Source organism: Mycobacterium scrofulaceum (genome assembly GCF_002086735.1).
GTDB lineage: Bacteria > Actinomycetota > Actinomycetes > Mycobacteriales > Mycobacteriaceae > Mycobacterium > Mycobacterium scrofulaceum.
Genome location: NZ_MVIJ01000005.1, coordinates 46,993 through 66,721 on the forward strand (window position 1 = coordinate 46,993; position 19,729 = coordinate 66,721).

General features: G+C 73.7%; 6 protein-coding genes. All 6 read left to right on the forward strand.

Annotation, left to right across the window (positions count from 1 at the left end):
- The first annotated feature begins 8 nt into the window (after window positions 1-8).
- The 6 genes from BST44_RS05290 to BST44_RS05315 all read left to right on the forward strand — a co-directional run bounded on the left by BST44_RS05290 (window position 9) and on the right by BST44_RS05315 (window position 19,657).
- Complete coding sequence (locus tag BST44_RS05290; protein WP_083175473.1) at window positions 9-1,205, forward strand: argininosuccinate synthase; 1,197 nt, start codon at window positions 9-11, stop codon at window positions 1,203-1,205.
- Between the two features lie 79 nt (window positions 1,206-1,284).
- Window positions 1,285-2,700, forward strand: a complete 1,416-nt coding sequence (gene argH / locus BST44_RS05295) for an argininosuccinate lyase (protein ID WP_083175475.1) — start codon at window positions 1,285-1,287, stop codon at window positions 2,698-2,700.
- A 108-nt stretch (window positions 2,701-2,808) separates the two neighbouring features.
- Window positions 2,809-3,870: a type III polyketide synthase gene (locus BST44_RS05300; RefSeq protein WP_083175476.1), complete on the forward strand. Its 1,062-nt coding sequence runs from the start codon at window positions 2,809-2,811 to the stop codon at window positions 3,868-3,870.
- A gap of 32 nt (window positions 3,871-3,902) precedes the next feature.
- Window positions 3,903-10,262, forward strand: a complete 6,360-nt coding sequence (locus BST44_RS05305) for a type I polyketide synthase (RefSeq protein WP_083175478.1) — start codon at window positions 3,903-3,905, stop codon at window positions 10,260-10,262.
- A gap of 7 nt (window positions 10,263-10,269) precedes the next feature.
- Window positions 10,270-16,602, forward strand: a complete 6,333-nt coding sequence (locus BST44_RS05310) for an SDR family NAD(P)-dependent oxidoreductase (protein WP_439330694.1) — start codon at window positions 10,270-10,272, stop codon at window positions 16,600-16,602.
- Between the two features lies 1 nt (window position 16,603).
- A complete protein-coding gene (locus BST44_RS05315; RefSeq protein WP_083175481.1) occupies window positions 16,604-19,657 on the forward strand; it encodes a type I polyketide synthase in 3,054 nt (1,017 codons plus the stop codon).
- Window positions 19,658-19,729: the final 72 nt, after the last annotated feature.

Sequence of the window (19,729 nt, forward strand, 5' to 3'; positions counted from 1 at the left end):
ATTGACACATGTCCGAACGCGTCATCCTGGCGTACTCCGGCGGTCTGGACACCTCGGTCGCGATCAGCTGGATCGGCAAGGAGACCGGCCGCGAGGTGGTGGCGGTGGCCATCGACCTCGGCCAGGGCGGCGAGGACATGGAGGTCGTCCGCCAGCGCGCCCTGGACTGCGGCGCGGTGGAGGCCGTCGTCGTCGACGCCCGCGACGAGTTCGCCGAGGGCTTCTGCCTGCCCACCATCTTGAACAACGCCCTCTACATGGACCGCTACCCGCTGGTGTCGGCGATCAGCCGGCCGCTGATCGCCAAGCACCTGGTGGCCGCCGCCCGCGAGCACGGCGGCAGCATCGTCGCGCACGGCTGCACCGGCAAGGGCAACGACCAGGTCCGCTTCGAGGTCGGATTCGCCTCGCTCGCACCGGATTTGGAGGTGCTGGCGCCGGTCCGCGACTACGCGTGGACGCGGGAGAAGGCGATCGCGTTCGCCGAGGAGAACGCCATCCCGATCAACGTCACCAAGCGCTCGCCGTTCTCCATCGACCAGAACGTGTGGGGCCGCGCGGTGGAAACCGGCTTCCTGGAACACCTGTGGAACGCGCCCACCAAGGACATCTACGCCTACACCGAGGATCCCACCATCAACTGGAACACGCCCGACGAGGTGATCGTCGGGTTCGAGCGCGGGGTCCCGGTGTCCATCGACGGCAAACCGGTGTCCGTGCTGGAGGCCATCGAGGAACTCAACCGCCGCGCCGGCAGCCAGGGGGTCGGGCGGCTGGACGTGGTCGAGGACCGGCTGGTGGGCATCAAGAGCCGCGAGATCTACGAGGCCCCCGGGGCGATGGTGCTGATCACCGCCCACACCGAGCTCGAACACGTCACGCTGGAGCGCGAACTGGGCCGCTTCAAGCGGCACACCGACCAGCGCTGGGCCGAGCTGGTCTACGACGGGCTCTGGTACTCGCCGCTGAAGACCGCGCTGGAAGCGTTCGTCGCCAAGACCCAGGAGCACGTCACCGGCGAGATCCGGATGGTGTTGCACGGCGGCCACATCGCCGTCAACGGCCGGCGCAGCGCGCAGTCGCTCTACGACTTCAACCTGGCCACCTACGACGAGGGCGACAGCTTCGACCAGTCGGCCGCCAAGGGCTTCGTCTACGTGCACGGGCTGTCATCGAAGATCGCGTCCCGCCGGGACCTGCGGTGACCTCCTCTGGGCGAGCAGACGCAAAATCGCATAAATTGGTCCGTCTGCGTGCGAGTTTATGTCTGTTCGCGGGGGGAAAGTGAGCACGCGCGAGGGGTCGCTGTGGGGCGGGCGGTTCGCCGACGGCCCGTCGGACGCGTTGGCCGCGCTGAGCAAGTCCACGCACTTCGACTGGGTGCTGGCCCCCTACGACATCGTCGCCTCGCGGGCCCACACCGTGATCCTGTTTCACGCCGGCCTGCTCACCGCCGAGCAGCGCGACGGCCTGCTGGCCGGGCTGGACAGCCTGGCCGAGGACGTGGCCGACGGCAGTTTCACGCCGCTGGTGACCGACGAGGACGTGCACGCCGCGCTGGAGCGCGGCCTGATCGACCGGGTCGGCCCCGACCTGGGCGGCCGGTTGCGGGCCGGGCGGTCGCGCAACGACCAGGTCGCCACCCTGTTCCGGATGTGGCTGCGCGACGCGGTGCGCCGGGTCGCGGACGCGGCGCTTCAGGTGGTGGCCGCGCTGGCCGACCAGGCGGCCGCGCACCCGACGGCGATCATGCCGGGCAAGACGCACCTGCAATCCGCCCAGCCGGTCCTGCTGGCCCACCACCTGCTCGCGCACGCGCACCCGCTGCTGCGCGACGTCGACCGCATCGTCGACTTCGACCGGCGCGCCGCGGTGTCCCCGTACGGGTCCGGCGCGCTGGCCGGCTCGTCGCTCGGGCTCGACCCGGACGCGATCGCCGCCAAGCTGGGTTTCGCCGGGGCCGCCGACAATTCCATCGACGCGACCGCCGCGCGCGATTTCGCCGCCGAGGCCGCGTTCATCTTCGCGATGATCGCCGTGGACACCTCACGGCTGGCCGAGGACATCATCCTGTGGAGTTCGACGGAGTTCGGCTACGTCAGGTTGCACGATTCGTGGTCCACCGGCAGCTCGATCATGCCGCAGAAGAAGAACCCCGACATCGCCGAGCTGGCCCGCGGCAAGTCGGGGCGGCTGATCGGCAACCTGGCCGGGCTGCTCGCGACGCTGAAGGCCCAGCCGCTGGCCTACAACCGCGACCTGCAGGAGGACAAGGAACCGGTGTTCGACTCGGTGGCCCAGCTGGAGCTGGTGTTGCCCGCGATGGCCGGCCTGGTGGCCAGCCTGACGTTCGACGTCGAGCGGATGGCGGCCCTGGCCCCGGCGGGGTACACGCTGGCCACCGACATCGCCGAGTGGCTGGTGCGCCGGGGCGTGCCGTTCCGGTCCGCGCACGAGGCCGCCGGGGCCGCGGTGCGCGCGGCGGAGGGGCGCGCCGTCGGGCTCGACGAGCTGACCGACGACGAGCTGGCCGCCATCAGCCCGGAGCTGACGCCCGAGGTGCGGGAGGTGTTGACCATCGAGGGCTCGGTGTCCTCGCGCGACGGCCGGGGCGGGACGGCGCCGGTCCGGGTCGCCGAGCAGCTCGCAGCCGTCCTGGCGGACTGCGAGGAGCTCAAGGCGCGGCTCCGGCGGGCATGAGATGACGCCGTTTACGTGCCGGTCAATTCCAAGCCGACTAGAATTCCGGCTCAAAGCGATGCGGCTGAACCTGTCGAGCCATATCTTCGTCACCAAGGGGTGGGACCAATGAGCGTCGTCGCGGGCGTATTCGGCGCGTTGCCGCCGCATCGCTACTCCCAGCGAGAGCTCACCGACTTCTTCGTCAGCATCCCGGAGTTCGAGGGCTACGAAGACATCCTCCGGCAGCTGCACGCCAGCGCCAAGGTCAACAGCCGCCACCTGGTGCTGCCGCTCGAGCAATATCCCGCCCTGACCGACTTCGGGCTGGCGAACCGGATCTTCATCGAGAACGCGGTGAACCTGGGCTGTGAGGCGCTGTCGGGCGCGCTCGAGGAGGCCGGCCTGCGCCCACAGGACCTGGACGTGCTGATCACCACGACGGTGACCGGGCTCGCGGCCCCGTCACTCGACGCCCGGATCGCCGGGCGGCTGGGCCTGCGCGACGACGTGCGACGGGTGCCGCTGTTCGGGCTGGGCTGCGTGGCCGGGGCCGCGGGCGTGGCCCGGCTGCACGACTACCTGCGCGGGGCGCCGGACGCCGCCGCGGCGCTCATCTCGGTCGAGCTCTGCTCGTTGACCTACCCCGGATACAAGCCGTCGCTGCCCGGCCTGGTCGGCAGCGCGCTGTTCGCCGACGGCGCCGCGGCGGTGGTGGCCGTCGGCGACCGCCGCGCCGAGCAGCTGGCGGCCGCCGGGCCCACCGTTCTCGACTCGCGCAGCCACCTCTATCCCGACTCGCTGCGCACCATGGGCTATGACGTGGGCGCCGCGGGATTCGAGCTGGTGCTGTCCAAGGACGTGGCCGCTGTGGTCGAGCAATACATCGAAGACGATGTCACCCAGTTCCTCGCTTCGCACGGCCTGACCCCGGATGACATCGGCGCCTTCGTCAGCCACCCGGGGGGTCCCAAGGTGATCGAGGCGATCAATGCCAGCCTGAGCCTGCCTCCCGAGGCCCTCGAACTGACCTGGCGTTCACTGGGCGAGATCGGCAACCTGTCGTCGGCCTCGGTGCTGCACGTGCTGCGCGACACCATCGCCAAACCCCCGCCCAGCGGCAGCCCCGGCCTGATGCTCGCGATGGGTCCCGGTTTTTGTTCCGAACTCGTGTTGCTGCGCTGGCACTGATGCGGAGCGGGTGCAGCAAAGGGCCACGCCGGATGAACAGCACGCAGGACGAGCTCATCGCGGCGCTCCGCGCCGCGCTGAAGGAGAACGACCGGCTCAAGCGGGAGACCCGCGAATACCTCGCCGCGGCAACCGAACCCGTGGCGGTGGTCGGGATGGGCTGCCGGTACCCGGGCGGGATCGATTCGCCGGAGGCCCTGTGGCGGATGGTGGCCGAGGGCCGCGACGTGGTCTCGGATTTCCCGACCGACCGGGGCTGGAACCTGGCGGGCCTGTTCGACCCCGACCCCGACGCGGTGGGAAAGTCCTACGCCCGCTGCGGCGGCTTCCTGCCCGACGCGCCCGACTTCGACGCCGCGTTCTTCGGCATCGCGCCCAGCGAGGCGCTGGCGATGGACCCACAGCAGCGCCTGTTGCTCGAGGTGTCCTGGGAGGCGTTGGAGCGCGCGGGGATCGACCCCGCGGGCCTGCGCGGCTCGGCGACGGGGGTGTTCGCCGGGATCTTTCACGGGTCGTACGGCGGCCAGGGTCGGGTGCCGGGCCACCTGGAGCGCTACGGGCTGCGCGGGTCGACGCTGAGCGTGGCGTCGGGCCGGGTCGCCTACTCGCTGGGTCTGGAGGGTCCGGCCGTTTCGGTCGACACGGCCTGTTCCTCGTCGTTGGTGGCCATGCACCTGGCGCTGCGGTCGCTGCGCGCCGGCGAATGCGACCTGGCGCTGGCCGGCGGGGTGACGGTGATGGCGACCCCGGCGATGTTCGTCGAGTTCAGCCGGCAGCGCGCGCTCGCCGCCGACGGGCGGTGCAAGGCCTACGCCGGCGCCGCCGACGGCACCGGCTTCTCCGAAGGCGTCGGGGTGCTGGTGCTCGAACGGCTTTCCGACGCGCGCCGGCTGGGGCATCCGGTGCTGGCGCTGCTGCGCGGATCGGCGGTGAACCAGGACGGCGCCTCGAACGGCCTGGCGACGCCCAACGGGCCGTCGCAGCAGCGGGTGATCCGCGCCGCGCTGGCCGACGCGCGGCTGACCGCGGCGGACGTGGACCTGGTGGAGGGGCACGGAACGGGCACCACCCTCGGCGATCCCATCGAGGCGCAAGCGGTTCTGGCGACCTACGGGCAGGACCGGCCGGCGGACCGGCCGCTGTGGCTGGGGTCGATCAAGTCCAACATGGGCCACACCTCGGCGGCGGCGGGCGCCGGCGGGGTCATCAAGATGGTGCAGGCGATCCGGCACGGGCTGATGCCCAAGACGCTGCACGTGGATGTGCCCACGCCGCACGTGGATTGGTCGGCGGGCGCGGTGTCGCTGCTGACCGAGGCGCGGCAGTGGCCGGCCCTGGACCGGCCGCGTCGCGCCGGGGTGTCGTCGTTCGGGATCAGCGGCACCAACGCGCACGTCATCGTCGAGCAGCCGCCGCAGCAGCCCGAAACGCCCGCGCCGGCGGGCGAGGACGCGCCCGCGCCGTGGGTGTTGTCGGCGCGGTCGGCCGACGCGCTGGCCAACCAGGCGTCCCGGCTGCTGGCCCGGGTGGGCGCCGACCCGGATCTCCGGGTGGTCGACGTGGCCTGGTCGCTGGCCTCGACGCGGTCGCTGTTCGAGCGCCGCGCCGTGCTGGTGGGCGCCGACCGCGAGCGCCTGCTGGCCGGGCTGGCCGAGGTGGCCGCGGGCGCGCCGGGCGCCGGCGCCGTGCTGGGCCGGGCCCGGCCCGTGGGCAAGACGGTGTTCGTGTTCCCCGGGCAGGGCTCCCAGTGGGTCGGCATGGGCGCCGAATTGCTGGAGACCTCACCGGTTTTCGCCGAACACCTGCAGCGCTGCGAGAAGGCGCTCGCCGAACACGTCGAGTGGTCGTTGGTCGACGTCATCCGCGGCGCGCCCGGGGCCCCCGGGCTGGACCGCGTGGACGTGGTGCAGCCCGCGCTGTGGGCGGTGATGGTGTCGCTGGCCGAGTTGTGGCGCTCGGTGGGCGTGGTCCCGGACGCGGTGATCGGCCATTCCCAAGGCGAGATCGCCGCGGCGTATGTGGCGGGGGCGCTGTCGCTTCAGGACGCCGCGCGGGTGGTGGCGCTGCGCAGCCGGCTGCTGGTGCGCCTGTCGGGCGCGGGCGGCATGGTCTCGCTGGCCTGCGGCCTGGCCCGGGCCGAGGAGTTGCTCGCGCCGTGGGGCGACCGGTTGAACGTCGCCGCCGTCAACGGTGTTTCGGCGGTCGTGGTGTCCGGCGAGGTGGCCGCCCTCGACGAGTTGACGGCCCACTGCGAGGCCGCCGACGTCCGCGCGCGCAGGATCGACGTCGACTACGCCTCACACTCCGCGCACGTGGACGCGATCCGTCCGGCGCTGGCCGGGGCGCTGGCCGGCATCGCGCCGCGGTCGTCCCCGGTCGCGCTGTTCTCCACCGTGACCGGCGAACTGCTGGACACCGCGGACCTGGACGCCGACTACTGGTACCGCAGCATCCGGCGGACCGTCCAGTTCGAACGGGCGGTGCGCACCGCGTGCGGCGCCGGCTATGGCGTGTTCGTCGAATGCAGCCCGCACCCGGTGCTGCTCGCCGCCGTCGAGGAGACGGTGACCGACTGCGGCAGCGACGCGTTCGTGGCCCCCTCGCTGGGCCGCGACGACGGTTCACTGCAGCGGTTCTGGCTTTCCGCGGGCCAGGCCCACGTGGCCGGCCTGCCGGTGGACTGGCGCGCCGCCATCGCGGGCCTGGGCGGGCGGCGCGTGGACCTGCCGACGTACGGCTTTGCGCGGGAGCGGTTCTGGCTGCCGGGCGGGTCGACGGGGTCGGGGGACGTGGCCACCCTGGGGCTGGCGGGCGCGCGGCACGCGCTGCTGGGCGCGGTGGTGGCGCGGCCCGATTCCGGCGGGGTCGTGCTGACGGGCCGGCTGTCGACGGCCGCGCAGCCGTGGCTGGCCGACCACGCGGTGGCCGGCACGGTGTTGTTCCCCGGCGCCGGGTTCGTGGAGCTGGCCATCCGGGCCGGCGACGAGGTCGGCTGCGGCGCCCTCGAGGAGCTGACGTTGTCCGCGCCGTTGGTGCTGCCGGCCGCCGACGGGGTGCGGGTGCAGGTGGTGGTGGGCGCCGCCACCGAGTCCGGGCAGCGCGAGGTGTCGGTGTATTCGGCGGGCGCGCAGTCGGAGTGGGCGCTGCACGCCCAGGGCGTGCTGCGCGCGGCGCCGGTGTCACCGGCCACCGACCTGTCGGTGTGGCCGCCGGTGGGGGCGGAGCCGGCGGACGTGGCCGACGCCTACGCGCGGCTGGCCGGGCGCGGCTACGAGTACGGCCGGGCCTTCCGCGGGCTGCGGGCGATGTGGCGGCGGGGCGAGGAGATCTTCGCCGAGGTCGCGCTGCCCGACGAGGCCGGCGCGCAGGACGGGGGCTTCGGGATCCATCCGGTGTTGTTGGACGCGGCGCTGCATGCGATCGGTGTGGCCGGCGAGCAGGGCCAGACGGTGTTGCCGTTCTCCTGGCAGGGAGTGTCGCTGCACGCGGCGGGCGCGTCGCGGGCGCGGGTCCGGATAGCGCCGTCCGGCGCCGGGTCCGTCTCGGTGGAATTGGCCGACGGTTCCGGGCTGCCGGTGTTGTCGGCGCGCTCGCTGGCGATGCGCCCCGTCTCGGCCGGGCAGTTGTCGGCCGCCGCAGCGCCCGCCGAGGGGTTGTTCGAGGTGGCGTGGTCGCCAATATCGTTCAGCGGCAACGATTGCGAAGCCACGGTGTGGGAGCCGGGCGCGCACGGGGCCGATGCGGTCCGGTCGGTGCACGCGGCCACCACCGAGGCGCTGGGCGTGCTGCAATCGTGGTTGACCGGCCCCGAAGAGACGTTGGTGGTGCAGACGCGCGGGGCCGTCGCGCTCCCCGGTGAGGACGTCGCCGATCTGGCCGGTGCGGCGGTGTGGGGACTGGTGCGGTCGGCACAGGCCGAGCACCCGGGCCGGGTGGTGCTTGTCGACTCCGACGGATCGGTGGATGCGCGGGCCGTGATCGGTTGCGGCGAGCCGCAACTCGCGATCCGCGCGGGCGTGGCCCATGCGGCCCGGATGCGGCCGGCGCGCGGCGGGTCGGTGCTGCGGCTGCCGCCCGGGGGCTGGCGGCTGGACGCCGGCACCGCCGGCACGCTGGAAGACCTGGTGGTGGGCCCGTGCCCGCGGGCGGAACTGGAAGAGGGGCAGGTCCGGGTGGCGGTGGCCGCGGTCGGGGTGAACTTCCGAGACGTGTTGGTGGCCTTGGGCATGTATCCCGGCGGCGGCCGGCTGGGCGCCGAGGGCGCCGGCGTGGTCGTCGAGGTCGGTCCCGGCGTGGCCGCGCTGGCGGTCGGCGACGCGGTGACGGGGCTGCTGGGCGTCGTCGGCTCCGAGGCGGTGGTGGACCAGCGGTTGGTCACGCCGGTGCCGCGGGGCTGGTCGTTCGCCGAGGCGGCGAGCGTGCCGGTGGTATTCCTCACCGCGCTCTACGGTCTGTCGGTGCTGGGCGGGCTGCGCGCCGGCGAGCGGGTGCTGGTGCACGCCGCCACCGGCGGGGTGGGCATGGCCGCGGTCCAGCTGGCGCGGCACTGGGGTGCGGAGGTGTTCGCCACCGCGAGCCGCGGCAAGTGGGACACGTTGCGCGCGATGGGATTCGACGACGATCACATCGGCGACACGCGGACGCTGGATTTCGAGGGCAAATTCGCGGCGGCCACCGGCGGGGCCGGGGTCGACGTGGTGCTCAATTCCCTGGCCGGTGAGTTCACCGACGCGTCGCTGCGGCTGCTGGCGCCCGGCGGGCGGTTCATCGAGATGGGCAAGACCGACATCCGGGAGCCGGACGTCGTCGCCGAACGGTACGGCGGCGCGCAGTACCGGGCCTTCGACCTGCTGGAGGCCGGCGCCGACCGCACCGCGGCGATGCTGGCCCAGATTCAGGGATTGCTGCGGGACGGTGCTGTAAACACGTTGCCGCTCAAGGCTTTCGACGTCCGCTGCGCCGCTGCGGCATACCGGTTCGTCAGCCAGGCCCGCCACATCGGCAAGGTCGTGCTGACCCTGCCGGCCGGGCCGGGCGGCGCGCTCAGCGGGTGCGGCGGGCTGGCCGGCGGCAGCGTGGTGATCACCGGCGGCACCGGCATGGCCGGCTCGGCGCTGGCCCGCCACCTCGTCGACCGCTACGGCGTGGCGCACGTGGTGCTGGCCAGCCGCGCCGGGGCGGCGGCGCCCGGGGTCGCGGAGCTGGTGGATCGCCTGGAGGAGGCCGGCGCCCGCGTGTCGGTGGTGGCCTGCGACGTCGCCGACCGCGACGCGGTCGCCGCGATGCTGGCGCAGATACCGGAGGAATACCCGCTGCGCGGTGTGGTGCACGCCGCGGGCGTCCTCGACGACGGGCTGGTGCTGTCGCTGACCCCGGACCGGGTGGACGCGGTGTTGCGGGCCAAGGTCGACGGGGCGTGGCACCTGCACGAGCTGACGCGGCACCTGGATCTGTCGGCGTTCGTGGTGTTTTCGTCGATGGCCGGCATCGTCGGCACCCCCGGTCAGGCCAATTACGCGGCGGCCAACAGTTTCCTGGACGGGCTGGTCGCCCACCGGCGCGCGCACGGGCTGGCGGGCGTGTCGCTGGCCTGGGGGCTGTGGGAGCAGGCCTCGGCGATGACGGCCCACCTGGGCGAGCGCGACAAGGCGCGGATGAGCCGGCTCGGGATCGCGCCGCTGTCCACCGAGGAGGCGCTGGAGTCGTTCGACGCCGCCATGCTGGTGGACGCCCCGGTGCTGATGGCCGCCCGCGTGGACCGGGTCGCCCTGTCCGACAACGCCGCCGCGCTGCCGCCGCTGTTGAGCGAACTGGCCGCCCGCACCACGCGGCGCGTCGTCGACGACGCCGACACGGCCGCCCTGATGACCGGTCTCACCGCCCGCCTGCACGGCCTGACCCCCGAGGCGCGCCGGCGCGAGCTGGTCGACCTGGTCCGCGCCAACGCGGCGACGGTGCTGGGACTGCCGAACCCCGCAGACATCGACGCCGGCCGCGCGTTCGGTGACCTCGGTTTCGATTCGCTCACCGCCGTCGAGCTGCGCAACCGGCTGAAAATGGCGACGGGTCTGACCCTTTCGCCCACGCTGATCTTCGACTATCCCACCCCGGCGACCCTGGCCGAGCACCTCGACGGCCAGCTGTCCGCCGGTCCGGGCGGCGAGCCGGACCTGATGGCGCGCTTCACCGACATCAGCCGCGAATTACAGGCCCTGCTCGCCCGGCCGGGCTGGGACGCCGGAGACAGGTCGGCGCTGCGGGCCCGCCTGCACGGCCTGCTCGCCACCCTGGGCCCCGCCGACCACCCCGACCTCGAAGGCCTCGACGCCGACCTGGACGCCGCCACCGAAAGCCAACTCTTTGCCATCCTCGATGAAGAACTCGGCCGCTGAGACACCGATGCCGGATACCACGCAGCACGTCGACTACCTGAAGCGCCTGACCGCGGATCTCCGGCGGGCCCGCCGGCGCGTCTCGGAGCTGGAAGGCAAGCTGTCCGAACCGATCGCGGTGGTGGGCATGGCCTGCCGCTACGCGGGCGGGGTGGACTCACCGGAAGCCCTGTGGCAGCTGGTCAACGGCGGCCGCGACACCGTATCGGACTTCCCGGCCGACCGCGGCTGGGACGTCGAGGGGCTCTACGACCCGGACCCCGACGCGGCGGGGAAGATGTACACCCGCCAGGGCAGCTTCCTGCGCGACGCAGGGGATTTCGACGCCGGGTTCTTCGGGATCGGGCCCAGCGAGGCGCTGGCGATGGATCCCCAGCAGCGGGTGATGCTGGAGATCTGCTGGGAGGCGTTGGAGCGGGCGGGGATTGACCCGCTCGGGTTGCGCGGCTCGGCGACCGGGGTGTTCGCCGGCGTCATCCACGCCGGGTACGGCGGCGAGGTGAAGGGCGAGCTGGAGGGGTACGGGCTGACCGGTTCCACCCTGAGCGTGGCATCCGGGCGGGTGTCGTACGTGCTGGGGCTGGAAGGCCCCGCGGTGTCGGTGGACACGGCGTGCTCGTCGTCGCTGGTGGCGATGCACCTGGCGGCGCAATCGCTGCGCTCCGGCGAGTGCGACCTGGCGCTGGCCGGCGGCGTGACGGTGATGGCCACGCCCGCGGCCTTCGTGGAGTTCAGCCGGCAGCGGGCGCTGGCCCCCGACGGCCGGTGCAAGGTGTACGCCGGCGCCGCGGACGGGACGTCGTGGTCGGAGGGCGCGGGTGTGCTGGTGCTGGAGCGGCTGGCCGACGCGCGGCGGCTCGGGCATCCGGTGCTGGCGCTGTTGCGCGGCTCGGCGGTGAACCAGGACGGCGCCTCCAACGGGCTGACCGCGCCCAACGGGCCGTCGCAGCAGCGGGTGATCCGCGCCGCGCTGGCCAACGCCGGGTTGACCGCGGCGGATGTCGACGTGGTCGAGGGGCACGGCACGGGAACGGTTCTGGGCGATCCCATCGAGGCCCAGGCGCTGTTGGCGACCTACGGGCAGGACCGGCCGGCCGGCCGGCCGCTGTGGTTGGGATCGATCAAGTCCAACATCGGTCACACCTCGGCCGCCGCCGGGGTGGCCGGCGTGATCAAGATGGTGCAGGCGATGCGGCACGGGATGATCCCCAGGACCCTGCACGTGGATGTGCCCTCGCCCCACGTGGATTGGTCGGCGGGCGCGGTGTCGTTGCTCACCGAGCCGCAGCCGTGGCCGGCGCGGGAAGGCCATCGCCGGGCGGGTGTGTCGTCGTTCGGGATCAGCGGGACGAACGCCCACGTCATCGTCGAGGAGCCGCCCGCGGAGGCGGAAACCGTTGCCGCGCAGAGCCATGACTCCCAATCCGTGGTGCCCTGGGTGGTGTCGGCGCGCTCGACCGACGCGTTGGCGGCGCAGGCCGGGCGGCTCTCGGCGTACCTCGACACCGAGCTGGGCCTGCGTCCCCTGGACGTGGGCTGGTCGCTGGCCACCACCCGGGCGGCGCTGGAACACCGCGCCGTCCTCGTGGGCGGCGACCGCGACACGCTGCTCGCGGGGCTGTCGGGCGTGGCGTCCGGGGAGCCCGGCCCGGGCGTAGTGGTCGGGCGCAGCCGCCCGACCGGCAAGCGCGCGTTCGTGTTTCCCGGCCAGGGCGCGCAGCGGCTGGGGATGGGACGGGAACTGCACCAGCGCTTTCCGGCCTTCGCCGAGGCGTTCGACGAGGCGGTGGCGGCGGTGGACGCGCACGCCCGGCGGCCGCTGCGCGAGGTGATGTGGGGCGCCGACCCGGAGTTGTTGCAGAGCACGGAGTTCGCCCAGCCGGCGTTGTTCGTGCTGGAGGTTGCCCTGGCTGCGCTGTGGCGGTCCTGGGGGGTGACGCCCGACGTGGTGATCGGCCACTCGGTGGGGGAGATCGCCGCCGCGCACGTGGCGGGGGTGCTGTCGTTGCGGGACGCGGCGCGGCTGGTGGCGGCCCGGGGCCGGTTGATGGCGGCGCTGCCGCCGGGCGGGGTGATGGTGGCGGTCGCCGCCACCGAGGCCGAGGTCGCGCCGCTGCTCGACGGCGGCGTGAGCGTCGCGGCGGTCAATGGTCCCGCCGCGGTGGTGCTCTCGGGCGAGCGGGCCGCGGTGACGGCCGCCGCCGATCGGCTGGCCGACTGCGGGCGGCGGGTGCGGCAGCTGGCCGTCTCGCACGCCTTCCACTCGCCGCTGATGGAGCCGATGATCGGGGAGTTCTCCGCGGTGGCGGCCGGGGTGTCGCCCGGTTCGCCGCGAATCGACCTGGTGTCCAACGTGACCGGGCGGCCGGCCGGCCCGGGATACGGGTCGGCCGACTACTGGGTCGAGCACGTGCGCCGCCCGGTGCGATTCGCCGACGGGGTGCGCTGCGCCGAGGCGCTGGGCGCCGGCGCGTTCGTCGAGGTGGGCCCGGGCGCCGCGTTGGCGGCCGCGGTGGAGCAGTCGTTGGGGACCGAGCCGGCCGTTGCGGCGGTCTCGATGGCCAAGGACCGCCCCGAGGTCGACTCGCTGCTGCTGGCGGCCGGGCAGTTGTTCGCGTCGGGCGCCGACGTGGACTGGGCCGCGGCGTTCGACGGGCTGGCCGCCCACCGCGTCGACCTGCCGACGTATGCCTTTGCGCGGCGCAGGTTCTGGCTGTCGCCCGAGTCCGTGGGTGGCCGCGACACCGCCGGCCTGGGTCTGGCCGCGGCCGAGCACGCGCTGCTGGGCGCGGTGGTCGAGCGGCCCGATTCGGGCGGCGTGGTGTTGACCGGCCGGTTGTCGACGGCGGCCCAGCCCTGGCTGGCCGATCACGCGGTGACCGGGACGGTGCTGTTCCCGGGCGCGGGGTTCGTGGAGCTGATGCTGCGGGCCGGCGACGAGGTGGGCTGTCCGGTGATCGAAGAGCTGACGCTGTCGGCCCCGCTGCCCCTGCCGGCCGCCGGCGCGGTGCGCGTCCAGGTGGTCGTCGACGGCGCCGGCGAGGGCGGATCCCGCGCGGCGGCGGTGTATTCGCAGGCCGGTTCGCAGTGGACGCTGCACGCCCGGGGCGTGCTGGGCGAGGGCTCGCCCGCGCCGGACGCGGACCTGTCGGTGTGGCCGCCCGTGGGCGCGACGGCGGTCGATGTGGCCGGCGCCTACGAGGATCTGGCCGGGCGGGGCTACGGGTACGGCCCGGCGTTTCGGGGCCTGCGCGCGGCGTGGCGGCGGGGCGCCGAGATCTTCGCCGAGGTCGAGGCCCCGCAGGACGCCGGTGTTGTGGTGGGCGGCTTCGGGATTCATCCGGTGGTGCTCGACGCGGCCCTGCACGCCCTCGGGGTGGCCGACGAGGGGGGCGAGACCGTCCTGCCGTTCTCCTGGCAGGGCGTGTGCCTGCATGCGGCCGGGGCGTCGCGCGTCCGGGTCCGGCTGGCGCCGGTGGGCAAGGACGCCGTGTCGGTCGAGCTGACCGATTCGTCGGGCCTGCCGGTGCTTTCGGTGCGCGAGTTGGTGACGCGCCCGGTTTCGGCCGCCCAGCTGTCGGCGGCCGCGGCGGCGCGATCCGGTGGCGGGGAACTCCTCGAGGCCGTGTGGACCCCGGTGACGTCGGCGGACGACCCCGATGGGCCCGCTCCGGAGGTGTGGCAGCCGCCGTCGAACGGCGAAGGCGTGGTCGCGGCGGTCCACGCGGCCACCCATGAGGCGTTGGGCCTGTTGCAGGCCCGCGGTGACGGGTCGGGCCCGCTGGTGGTGCTGACCCGCGGGGCGGTCGCGCTGCCCGGCGAGGACGTCGCCGATCTGGCCGGTGCGGCGGTGTGGGGGCTGGTGCGGTCGGCGCAGGCCGAGAACCCCGGCCGGATCGTGCTGATGGACTCCGACGGATCCCTCGACCCGCATGCGGTCATCGGCTGCGGCGAACCGCAATTGCTGGTGCGCGGCGGCGTCGCCTACCGTGCCCGGCTGGCGCCGGTCAAGGCGCACCCCGTGTTGCGGTTGCCCGAGCCGCCGTCGGTGTGGCGGCTGGCCGCCGGCGACGCCGGGACGCTGGAGGACCTGGCGGTGCAGTCCGGGCCGCCGGCGGAACTGCTCGCCGGCCAGGTGCGGGTGGCGGTGGCCGCGGCCGGGGTGAACTTCCGCGACGTGTTGGTGGCGCTCGGCATGTATCCGGGCGCCGCGCAGCTCGGCGCCGAGGGCGCGGGGCTGGTGACCGAGATCGGCCCCGGGGTCACGGATTTGGCCGTCGGCGACGCGGTCATGGGAATCCTGGGACTGACCGGGTCGGAGGCGGCGGTCGACCGGCGGTTGGTCACCCAGGTGCCGCCGGGCTGGTCGTTCGCCGAGGCCGCGGGTGTGCCGGTGGTGTTCCTGACGGCGTTGTACGGGTTGTCGGTGCTGGGTGGCCTGCGGGCCGGCGAGCGGGTGCTGGTGCATGCCGCCGCGGGCGGGGTGGGCATGGCGGCGGTGCAGCTCGCGCGGCACTGGGGCGCCGAGGTTTTCGCGACCGCCAGCCGCGGCAAGTGGGACACCCTGCGCGCCATGGGTTTCGACGACGGGCACATCGCGGATTCGCGCACGCTGGAGTTCGAGAAGAAGTTCTCCACCGCCACGGGCGGCGCCGGCATGGACGTCGTGCTCAACTCGCTGGCCGGCGAGTTCACCGACGCCTCACTGCGGCTGCTGGCGCCCGGCGGGCGGTTCATCGAGATGGGCAAGACCGACCTGCGTGACCCGGGGTCCCTCGCCGGCATCAGCTACCGCGCGTTCGATCTGATGGAGGCCGGGCCCGACCGCATCGCGGAGATGCTGGCCGGGTTGATGCGGCTGTTCGCGGCCGGCGTGCTGGCGCCGCTGCCGGTGAAGGCCTTCGACATCCGTTGCGCCGCGGACGCTTACCGGTTCGTCAGCCAGGCCCGCCACATCGGCAAGGTCGTCCTGACCATGCCCGGCGGGCCGGCCGGGCTGGCCGGCGGCACCGCGTTGATCACCGGCGGGACCGGGATGGCCGGCTCCGCGGTGGCCCGTCACCTGGTCGACCGCTACCGGGTGCCCCACGTCATGCTGGTCAGCCGCAGAGGTGAGCGGGCCGAGGGCCTGCCCGGCCTGGCGGAGGAGCTGCGCGCGGCCGGCGCCGAGGTGTCGGTGGTGGCCTGCGACGTCGGCGACCCGGACGCCGTGGCGGGGCTGCTGGCGGGGGTCCCCGCGCGCTTCCCGCTGCGCGGGGTGTTCCACGCGGCGGGGGTGCTCGACGACGCGGTGATCGCCTCCCTGACGCCGCAGCGCGTCGACACGGTGCTGCGCTCCAAGGCCGACGGGGCGTGGCACCTGCACGAGCTGACCCGAGGCCTGGATCTCTCGGCGTTCGTGATGTTTTCGTCGATGGCGGGCATCGTGGGCGCCCCGGGCCAGGGCAACTACGCGGCCGCCAACAGCTTCCTCGACGGCCTGGCGGGGTACCGCCGCGCCCACGGGCTGCCCGGCCTGTCGGTCGCGTGGGGCATGTGGGCCGAGGAGTCGGCCATGACCGGGCACCTGGGCGATCGGGACAAGGCGCGGATGAGCCGCGCCGGGCTGGCCGCCCTGTCCACCCGGCAGGCCCTCGACCTGCTCGACGCGGCGCTGCTCGCCGAGCCGCCCGTCGTCGTGGCCACCCGCCTCGACGCCGCGGCGCTGGCGCACGCCGGGGCCGCGCTGCCGCCGCTGCTGAGCCAGCTGGCCGCTCGCCCCGCCCGGCGGGTCCTCGATCCCACCGACATGGTGTCGTTGACGGGCCTGCGGGCGCGGCTGGACGGGCTGGACCCCGAGCGGCGGCGGCGCGAGCTGGTGGAGCTGGTGTGCGGCAACGCCGCCACGGTGCTGGGTCACAGCACCGCGGACGTCGACGCCGAGCAGGCCTTCGCGGACCTCGGCTTCGACTCGCTGACGGCGGTGGAACTGCGCAACCGGCTGAAAATCGCCACCGGGCTGACCCTTTCGCCGACGCTGATCTTCGATCACCCCACGCCGGCCGCCCTGGCCGAGCACCTCGACGGGCAGCTCGCCGCCGGGACCAGTGCCCGGCCGCCCGACCGCATGGCCCGCTTCGGCGACGTGGCCCGCGAATTGCAGGCGCTGCTGGACCAACCGGACTGGAGCCCCGGCGACAAGGCCCAGCTCGTCGCCCGGCTGGAAGGCCTGCTGAGCACCCTGGCCGGCCCGGCCCAACCGCCGCACCCCGACGACCCCGGCGACCCGTTCGACGACGACATCACCACCGCCACCGAAAGCCAGCTCTTCGCGATTCTGGACGAAGAGATCGGCCCCTAGCATGACGGACGTCGCAGTCATCGGTCTGGCATGCCGGTTCCCCGGTGCGGCCGGTCCGGGCGACTTCTGGAGTCTCATCCGCGACGGGCGCGAGGCCACCGAGTTGCCCTGGGACCCCGCGGAATTCGACGCCGACTTCTTCAACGTCTCGCCGCGCGAGGCGTGCGCGATGGACCCCCGGCAACGCCTGGCGCTCGAACTGGCCTGGGAGGCCTTCGAGGACGCGTTCGTGGTGCCGGAAACGGTGCGGGGAACGGCCGTTTCGGTGTACGTCGGCGCGATGGGCGACGACTACGCCGTCCTCGCGCTGCGCGACATCGCCGACCACCTCGACCACCACTCGTTCGCCGGCATCAGCCGGGGGATGATCGCCAACAGGGTCTCGTACGCCCTCGGGTTGCGCGGGCCCAGCCTGACCGTCGACTCGGGCCAGTCGTCGTCGCTGCTCGCCGTGCACCTCGCGTGCGAAAGCCTGCGGTCCGGCGAGTCGGAGCTGGCGGTAGCCGGCGGCGTGCACCTCAACCTGGCCGACGAAACGGCAATCCTGGAGCGCGAATTCGGCGCGCTGTCCACGTCGGGCCACACCTACGCGTTCGACCGGCGCGCCGACGGCTACGTGCGCGGCGAGGGCGGGGGACTGGTGCTGCTCAAGCCGGTGCCGGCGGCGCTGCGCGACGGCGACCGCATCCACGCGGTCATCCGGGGCAGCGCCGCGGGCCATGCCGGGCACACCGCCGCCGGCCAGACGGCGCCCTCGCTGTCCGGCGAGGCCGACGTGATCCGGCGTGCGCTCGCCGCCGCCGGCCTGGGCGTCGGCGACATCGACTACGTCGAGGCCCACGGCACCGGCACGAAGGCGGGCGACGCGGTGGAGGCCCAGGCGCTGGGCGAGGTGTTCGGCGCGCGCGAGCGTCCGGTGGACGTGGGCTCGGTGAAGACCAACATCGGCCACGCCGGCGCCGCCGCGGGAATCGCCGGTCTGCTCAAGGCCCTACTGGCCGTGCGACATTCGGTGCTGCCGCCGAGCCTCAACTACTCCGACGGCAATTCCGGGCCTGCGGGGCTGCGCGTCAACACCGCCGCGCTGCCCTGGCCGGAGGCCGGCCGCCCGCGCCGCGCCGGGGTGTCGTCGTTCGGCATGGGCGGCACCAACGCGCACGTCGTCGTGGAACAGGCCCCGGCGCAACCGGTTCCGTCCGCGGACGTGCGCGACGAGCCGGTCGCCTGGGTGCTGTCGGGCCGCTCGGGGCGGGCGCTGGCCAACCAGGCGCGCCGGCTGGCCGAGCGGGTCGCCGACGCGGAGATGAGCGCGGCGGACATCGGGTGGTCGTTGGTGACGACGCGCTCGGTGTTCGAGCACCGGGCGGTGCTGGTGGGCCGCGATCGCGGGGCGCTGACGCGGGGCCTGGCCGGTCTGGCGGCCGGGGAGCCGACCCCGGGTGTGGTGGTCGGCCGCGCCGGGCCGGCGGGCCAGACGGCGTTCGTGTTCCCCGGCCAGGGCTCGCAGTGGCCGGGAATGGGTCGCGAACTGCATCAACGATTTCCGGCCTTCGCCGACGCCTTCGACGAGGCCGCGGCGGCGATGGACGCCCACCTGCGGTCCCCGTTGCGCGAGGTGATGTGGGGCACCGACGCGGAGTCGCTGCGGCGCACCGAGTTCGCGCAACCGACGCTGTTCGTGCTGGAGGTCGCCCTGGCCTCGCTGTGGCGGTCCTGGGGGGTGACGCCCGACGTGGTGCTGGGCCATTCGGTGGGGGAGATCGCGGCGGCATATCTGGCGGGCGTGTTGTCGCTTCCGGACGCCTCGCGCGTCGTGGCGGCGCGCGGGGAGTTGATGGGCCGGTTGCCGGCGGGCGGAACGATGGTGGCCGTGAGCGCCGGCGAGGCCGAGGTGTCCCCGATGCTGACCGACGGTGTCGGCATCGCGGCCGTCAACGGGCCCAATGCCGTCGTGCTGTCCGGTGAACGAGCCGCGGTGGCCGCGCTGGCGGACCACCTGGCCGGCACCGGTCGGCGCACGCACCGGCTGGCGGTCTCGCACGCGTTCCACTCGTCGCTGATGGAGCCGATGCTCGACGAGTTCGCCCGCCGGATCAGCGACATCGAGCCGCGGCAGCCACGAATCTGTCTGATTTCCAACGTGTCCGGAGATCCGGCCGGTGCCGGTTACGGGTCCGCGCGGTACTGGGTCGAGCACGTGCGCCGGCCCGTGCGCTTCCTCGACGGCGTGCGCGCCGCCGAGGCCGTGGGGGTGACGGCGTTCGTCGAGGTGGGACCGGACGGCGGATTGACTGCGGCGGTGGACCAGTCGCTGACAACCGAGCGGCCGACGTCGACGGTCACCCTGCCCAAAGGGGGGCCCGAGGCCGAGTCGGCGCTGACGGCGGCCGGCCGGCTGTTCGCCTCCGGAAGGGACATCGACTGGCCGGCCGCGTTGGCCGGCTCCGGAGGCCGCCGCGTTGAGCTGCCGACGTACGGCTTTGCCCGCGAACGGTTCTGGCTGGGCGACGCGCGTGATGCGCTGCCCGCCAAAGCGACCCGGTCCCCGCACCTGGCAGAGCAGTTGCACGCCCTGCCGCCCGCCGAGCAACAGCGGCGGCTGGTCGAGCTGGTCTGCGAACACGCGGCCGCCGTCGCGGGGCATGCGGACGGCCGTGCCGTCGGCCGCGACCGCGCGTTCGCCGACCTCGGGTTCGACTCGCTGACCGGCGTCGAGCTGCGCAACCGGCTGACGGCGGCAACCGGGCTCGCCCTGTCGCGGACGATGATCTTCGACTATCCCACCCCGGCGGCCCTGGCCGACCGGCTGCGGCAGCAACTGTTCCGCGTGGACGGCGACGAATCGGACGAGGACAAGCTGTGGTCGTCGCTGCGCAGGATCCCGCTCGCGGAGCTCCGCAGAACCGGGCTGCTGGACAAACTTCTCCTGCTCGCCGGTGAGCCGGAAAGCGTTGCCAATGAACCGGTTACGGGTGACGACGCGATCGACTCGTTGAGCGCCGACGCCCTGATCGCGATGGCCCTGCACTCGACTGAAGAGGAGGGGAGACGATGAAATCCGCAGTCAATACAACACATGTCGAATACGTCAAACTTTTGCCCGCCCACTCCGAAGCGCTTAAACTCC